The organism is Microbacterium sp. ISL-103, from assembly GCF_018613995.1.
Lineage (GTDB): Bacteria > Actinomycetota > Actinomycetes > Actinomycetales > Microbacteriaceae > Microbacterium.
In genome coordinates, this window is record NZ_JAGGPD010000050.1 from 1 (window position 1) to 6,266 (window position 6,266).

Below are 6,266 nucleotides of genomic sequence, written 5' to 3' on the forward strand. Positions count from 1 at the left end.
GGCAGTACTTCATCGATGGGGCGGATGCCGGAGACGGTCTCCAGCAGCCTCCCGGGCATCGCGTGTTCGTAGAGCAGCTGGCGGCAGCGGCCGCACGGCATGATCGTCTGCCCGTCGTTGTTGACGCACACGAAGGCGACGAGCTGGCCGCCGCCCGACATGTGCAGATCGCCCACCAGCGCGCACTCGGCGCACAGCGTCACACCGTACGAGGCGTTCTCGACGTTGCAGCCGGCCACGATGCGGCCGTCGCCCACCAGTGCGGCCGCGCCGACCCGGTACCGCGAGTACGGCGCGTAGGCCTTGGTCATGGCGTCGGTGGCGACCTGGCGGAGTTCGTCCCAGTCGATGTCTGTCATGTCTCTCCTAGGACTTGATGTACGGCTTGCCGCTCGCCGCGGGTCCGCGGATCTGACCGGCGAAGCCGGCGACCGCGAGCAGGGTCACGACGTACGGGAGCATCAGCATGAATTCGCCGGGGATCGGGGTCTTGAGGATCGACAGCAGATTCTGCAGGTTGGTCGCGAAGCCGAACAGCAGTGCGGCGAGGGTCGCGCGGATCGGGTCCCACCGTCCGAAGATGACGGCGGCGAGGGCGATGAAGCCGAGACCCGCCGTCATGTCCTTTCCGAACTGCGGCACCGAGACCAGCGTGAAGTAGGCGCCACCGATGCCGGCGATCGCGCCGGCCAGCAGCACGTTCCAGAACCGCGTCGCGTTGACCTTGATGCCGACGGTGTCGGCAGCCTGCGGGTGCTCTCCGACCGCACGCACGCGCAGGCCCCACTTGGTGCGGTAGAGGCCCCAGGCCACGATGGCGACCGTGATGAACATCAGGTACACGATGAACGTCTGGTTGAACAGCACCGGGCCGATGAGCGGGATGTCGCTGAGCAGCGGGATCTCGATGCGGCTGAAGCGCACGGGGGGGTTGAGCTCGGCCTCGTTCGGCGCGAGGAGCGCGCCGTAGAGGAATCCGGTCAGACCGCTGACGAGCACGTTGAGCACGACGCCGACGATGACCTGCTCGACGAGGTACTTGATCGCGAACGCCGCGAGCACGGCGGCGACGAGCACGCCGCCGACCATCGCACCGAGGAGTCCGATGAAGGGGCTGCCCGTGACGCTCGACAGCAGCGCCGCCGAGAACGCGCCGAGCAGCAGCTGCCCCTCGATCGCGACGTTGACCACACCGGCACGCTCTCCGATGACACCGCCGAGGGCACCGAACACCAGCGGGACCGACAGCGAAACCGCGCCGAAGAGCAGGCTGCTGACGGGAACGAGGCCGCCCGCGGCCGCCCACACGAGGAAGCCGAAGACGGCGAGCACGCTGAAGGCGATCACCAGCCAGATCGAGGGCTTGCGATACGACCACGCCCGCGCGAACGCCAGACCCGACAGCAGCGCCAGGATCACGATCACGACCCAGCTGGTCGGCCCCGTCGGCAGCGCCACATCGGGCAGGGCGAACGGCGACGACGGGTCGTTGAGCCGGAACGAGCTGGTGCCGCTGCGAGGCACCAGCAGGAACAGGAGCGCCAGCAGCACCGTGGCTGCGGCGAGGACGATCGGCGCCTTCAGGTGCCGCTCGCGCACGGTGGCGAGCTGCACGGTACCGTCGGCGGCTTCACTCTGGACGAGGGAGGTCATGCGGTCACCGCCTTCTTCGAGGCCTTGGCTCTCGCCTTGGCCGCCTTCTCGAGGTCGGACTTCGGCAGGAAGAACACTGCGCGCAGCAGCGGCGGAGCCGCGATGAACAGCACGACGAGCGACTGCACGACGAGCACGATGTCGACGGGGATGTCCTGGGCCTGCATCGAGAACGATCCGGCCTTGAGTGCGCCGAACAGGATGCCGGCGGCGAACGTCCCCCAGGCCCGACTGCGGCCGAGGAGAGCGACGGTGATCGCGTCGAAGCCGATACCGGCGTCGATCGTCTCGGTGATGCCGGTCGTGACCGCACCCTGCACCTGGTTCATGCCGGCGAGACCGGCGAGAGCACCGGCGAGCAGCATGGCGTAGACGTAGACGCGCTGCACGCTGATGCCGGCCGCGCGGGCCGCGTGCGGGTTCTCACCCACGGCACGCATGCGCATGCCGAGCGACGACCGCTCGATCAGCCACCAGACGAACAGGGTCGCGATGATGACGATCACGAACCCGAGGTCGAGCAGCGGGAACTGCGGGCCGAGCAGCGACGGGAACTGCGCACTCTCCGGGGTGGCGTAGCCGAGCGCCTGGTTCGTGCCCGGCTTCTGCAGCAGGCCCGGGGTGCGGATCATCCACAGCAGCAGGTAGTACGCCACGTAGTTGAGCATGATCGTGAGGATCACCTCGTGGGCGCCGGTGCGGGCCTTGAGAAGGCCGGCGATCGCTCCCCACAGCGCACCGCCGGCGATGCCGGCGATCAGGGTGACAGGGATGTGCAGCCAGAACGGCAGATCGAGCTGGAAGGTGAGCAGCCCCGCGGCGGCGACACCGATCAGCATCTGGCCACGTGCGCCGATGTTGAACAGGCCGACCCGGAACGCGAGAGCGACACCGAGTCCCGCCGCGATCAGCGGGGCGGCGAAACCGAGGGTGTTCGTCAGCGGACGGATCTGCGCGGCGAAGTCCGCACCTCGCGCGTTGAAGATCGCGCCGCGGAAGAGCGCCTCGTAGCCGTTGTAGACCGCGTTCCACGCTGCGGCGATCGTGTCGGCCGGGCGCGAGAAGAAGTACCCGGAGGCTTCCTGCACGTCCGTGTTGGTGAACGCGATCAGGATGCCGCCGACGACGAGCGCCAGGAAGATCGCGAGGATCGTGGTGACGGCGTTGCTGCGCAGCATCTCCTTGAGGATCACGTTGCCGCGCGGGGGCGGAGGCACGTCGACGGGATCGCGCAGCGTCGTCGTCGTGTTCACCGAGAGCTGGTCGCCCGAGCTCGCGTTCGAGCCGTCGCCCTGTGGCGTCGTACCGCTCATGCGGCCACCTCTCCCTCGGCGGCGCCCGCCATCATCAGTCCCAGCGTCTCGCGTCGGGTGTCGCCGGGAACGATCCCGACGATGGTGCCTCTGTACATCACTGCGATGCGGTCGGCGAGAGCCGCGACCTCATCGAGCTCGGTCGAGACGACGACGACGGGGATGCCCGCGTCTCTGGTCTCGATGATGCGCTTGTGGATGAACTCGATCGAGCCCACGTCCACGCCGCGGGTCGGCTGCGCGGCGACGAGCAGCTTGAGTTCACGGCTCATCTCGCGGGCGATCACGACCTTCTGCTGGTTACCCCCCGAGAGGGTGCCGGCGGGAGTGTGCGGGCCCTGGGTACGGATGTCGTACTCGGTGATCCGCTCGCGGGCGAACTCCTCGAGCGCGGACCGGCGCAGAGTGCCACCCCGGCTGAACTCGGGGTCGCCCGAACGATCGAGGATCAGATTCTCGGCGACCGAGAAGCCGGCGACGAGGCCGTCTTCCGTCCTGTCCTCGGGGACGAACCCGACACCGGCGTCGAGGATCGCGCGCACGCTCTTGCCGACCAGTTCGGTGCCGCCGAGGGTGATCGACCCCTCGACTCGCGCAGCGAGGCCGACGATGGCCTCGACCAGCTCGGTCTGCCCGTTGCCCTGCACGCCGGCGACCGCCAGCACCTCGCCGGGCCGGACGGAGAAGTCGATGCCGTCGACGACGATCGCTCCCCCCGCGGTGAGCACACGCAGTCCCTTGACCTCGAGACCGCCTTCGCCGAGACGAGGCGGCTCCTTGTGGACGGTGAGCTCGACTGCTCGTCCGACCATGAGAGAGGCCAGCTCGGCGTTCGTGGCGGTGGGCGATGCCTCGCCGACGATGCGGCCGAGACGGACGATCGTGATGGTGTCCGCGACCTCGCGGACCTCACGGAGCTTGTGGGTGATGAAGACGATCGCGGTGCCCTCGTCGCGCAGCTGACGCATGATGCCCATCAGCTCGTCCGTCTCCTGCGGCGTGAGCACGGCGGTGGGCTCGTCGAACACGAGCACCTTCGCATCGCGCGACAGTGCCTTGATGATCTCGACGCGCTGCTGCACACCGACCGGCAGGTCGCCGACGGTGGCATCCGGATCGATGTCGAAGCCGAAGCGCGCGGCGACGGAGCGGACGTGCTCACGCGCCTTGGTGATGTCGAGGGTTCCGAGGCCCTTCGTCTGCTCGTGGCCGAGCATGACGTTCTCGGCGACCGTGAACACGGGGACGAGCATGAAGTGCTGGTGCACCATGCCGATGCCGGCGTTCATCGCGTCTCCGGGGCCGCGGAATCGCTGGACGACGTCGTCCAGCAGGATCTCTCCTTCGTCCGCCTGATAGAGCCCGTAGAGGACGTTCATCAGGGTCGATTTGCCTGCGCCGTTCTCGCCGAGGAGGGCATGGATCTGCCCCGGCTCGACGACCAGGTCGATGTGGTCGTTGGCCACCAGGGTTCCGAACCGCTTGGTGATGCCGCGAAGTTCGAGCTTCATATCTGCACCTTATCCAGAAGTGTCATCCAGAAGAGTCCGAAGAATCTCCGGCGCATCGTGCGGGGATCGCCCGGATGCGCCGTGAACATTTCGTCATGGTCCGTCCACGGCGCGGGGCGAGTGGCAGCTTGCACCACTCGCCCCGCGCTGGAACTCGATGAATTACGGGGAGTTCGGGGACTCCACCGTGATGTCGCCGGCGATGATCTGGTCCTGCAGAGCAGCGATCTCGTCCATCAGCCCGTCGGGCAGGTCGCCCTCGAACGAGCCGAAGCCCGAGAGCTTCACGCCCTCGTTCTCGAGGGTGCCGACGTAGGGAGCCGGGTCGAAGTCGCCCTTCGAGGCTGCGATCGTCGCATCCTCGACCGCGACGTCGATCGCCTTCATGATCGAGAAGAGGGTGACGTCCGCCACGCTCTCGTCAGCGACGGCGAGGTCGCTGTCGACGCCGACCAGCAGCGTGCCCTTGCCGCTGTCCGCGATGGCGGCCGCAGCGCTCTGGTAGATCGGTCCACCGACCGGCAGGATGACGTCGACGCCCTGGTCGAGCACACCCTGAGCGGTCTGCTTGGCCGTGTCGTTGGCGTCGAAGCCACCGGTGAACGAGCCCTTCTGCGTGGCGGTGTCCCAGCCGAAGACCTCGACGGCACCCGACTTGTCCTCGTTGTACTTCTCGACGCCGAGCTGGAAGCCGTCCATGAACACGGCGACCGAGGGGATCTGCATTCCGCCGAAGGTGCCGACCTTGTTCACACCCGACTCCGCAGACCAGCCGGCTGCGGCGTAGCCACCGAGGTAGGCGGCCTGAGCGGTGTCGAAGACGAGGGGCTTGATGTTCGGAGCATCGGTGGTGCCGTCGAAGTCGTTGTCGGCGTAGTCGTCGATGATCGCGTAGTCGATGTCGGGGTTCGCGAGAGCGGACTCGACGGTCGCGGCCGAGAGCTTGAAGCCGACGGCGACGATGAGCGAGCAGCCCTCGGAGACAGCGGTCTCGAGGTTGGGCGCGTAGTCGTTGTCGTTCGCGGACTCGAACTCGACCGGCTTGACGCCGAGCTCGTCTGCGGCACGGTCCATGCCCTCCTTGGCGGACTGGTTGAACGACTTGTCGTTCCATCCGCCGGCGTCGGAGACGAGGCAGGGGAGGAAGTCGGAGTCGACCTCTGCGCCCCCGTCGCTGCCCGATTCGGTCGGAGCCTGGCCACAGCCGGCGAGTGCGAAGACGACGCCCGCGGCGATGGTGGCGCCGAGAATCTTCTTGGTGGTGGAGATGGTCAACTCATGCCTCCTGAACGTGCCGCGGCCCTCGCGGATCGCTCAAAGTTACCTACTGTTTCGACTTTTGTGCATGTCCGTGGGCAAGCCGTCCGCGAATGGTTACAAACCTGAAATCTAGACAGCCGATGAGCGGGGGGCACTGCTCATCAGAGCACGTCGCCTCGTCCGGTCAGCTTCAGCGACTCGACGACGCCCTTCACCCGCTGCGCGTGCTCGACCGTGGTGACCAGCAGTGCGTCGGGGGTGTCGACCACGACGATGTCCTTCACGCCGATCAGGCTGATGACGCGCGAGGTCTGGCTGACGAGGATTCCGCTCGCCGCATCCGACAGGACGCGAGCCTTCGGACCCAGCACCGCGAGGTCGTTCTTGCGTCCGTTGTTGATGAGCTTGGTGAGCGAGGCGAAGTCGCCGACGTCGTCCCAGTCGAAATGACCGGGCACCACGGCCAGACGGCCGCGACGGGCCGCAGGCTCGGCGACCGCGTAGTCGATGGCGATCTTCTTCAGCCCGG

5 protein-coding genes and 1 pseudogene are annotated in these 6,266 nt (G+C 67.4%); all 6 read right to left on the minus strand.

What is annotated here, in order from left to right; genetic code table 11:
- Positions 1-359: cytidine deaminase (locus tag J7E68_RS02370; protein ID WP_215169510.1), on the minus strand; the 359-nt coding region annotated here is incomplete at its 3' end.
- A gap of 7 nt (positions 360-366) precedes the next feature.
- Positions 367-1,653, minus strand: coding sequence for an ABC transporter permease (locus J7E68_RS02375; RefSeq protein ID WP_215169512.1), 1,287 nt, complete (start codon positions 1,651-1,653; stop codon positions 367-369).
- The gene (locus J7E68_RS02380; RefSeq protein ID WP_215169514.1) at positions 1,650-2,966 is read right to left on the minus strand and encodes an ABC transporter permease; all 1,317 of its coding nucleotides are present in this window, start codon (positions 2,964-2,966) and stop codon (positions 1,650-1,652) included. Before J7E68_RS02380 ends, J7E68_RS02375 begins: the two co-directional genes overlap by 4 nt.
- Positions 2,963-4,477, minus strand: a complete 1,515-nt coding sequence (locus J7E68_RS02385) for an ABC transporter ATP-binding protein (RefSeq protein ID WP_215169516.1) — start codon at positions 4,475-4,477, stop codon at positions 2,963-2,965. Before J7E68_RS02385 ends, J7E68_RS02380 begins: the two co-directional genes overlap by 4 nt.
- Positions 4,478-4,639: 162 nt before the next feature.
- Complete coding sequence (locus J7E68_RS02390) at positions 4,640-5,752, minus strand: BMP family ABC transporter substrate-binding protein (RefSeq protein WP_215169518.1); 1,113 nt, start codon at positions 5,750-5,752, stop codon at positions 4,640-4,642.
- A gap of 146 nt (positions 5,753-5,898) precedes the next feature.
- Positions 5,899-6,266: pseudogene (locus J7E68_RS19520) on the minus strand (mannose-1-phosphate guanylyltransferase); the annotation flags it as partial.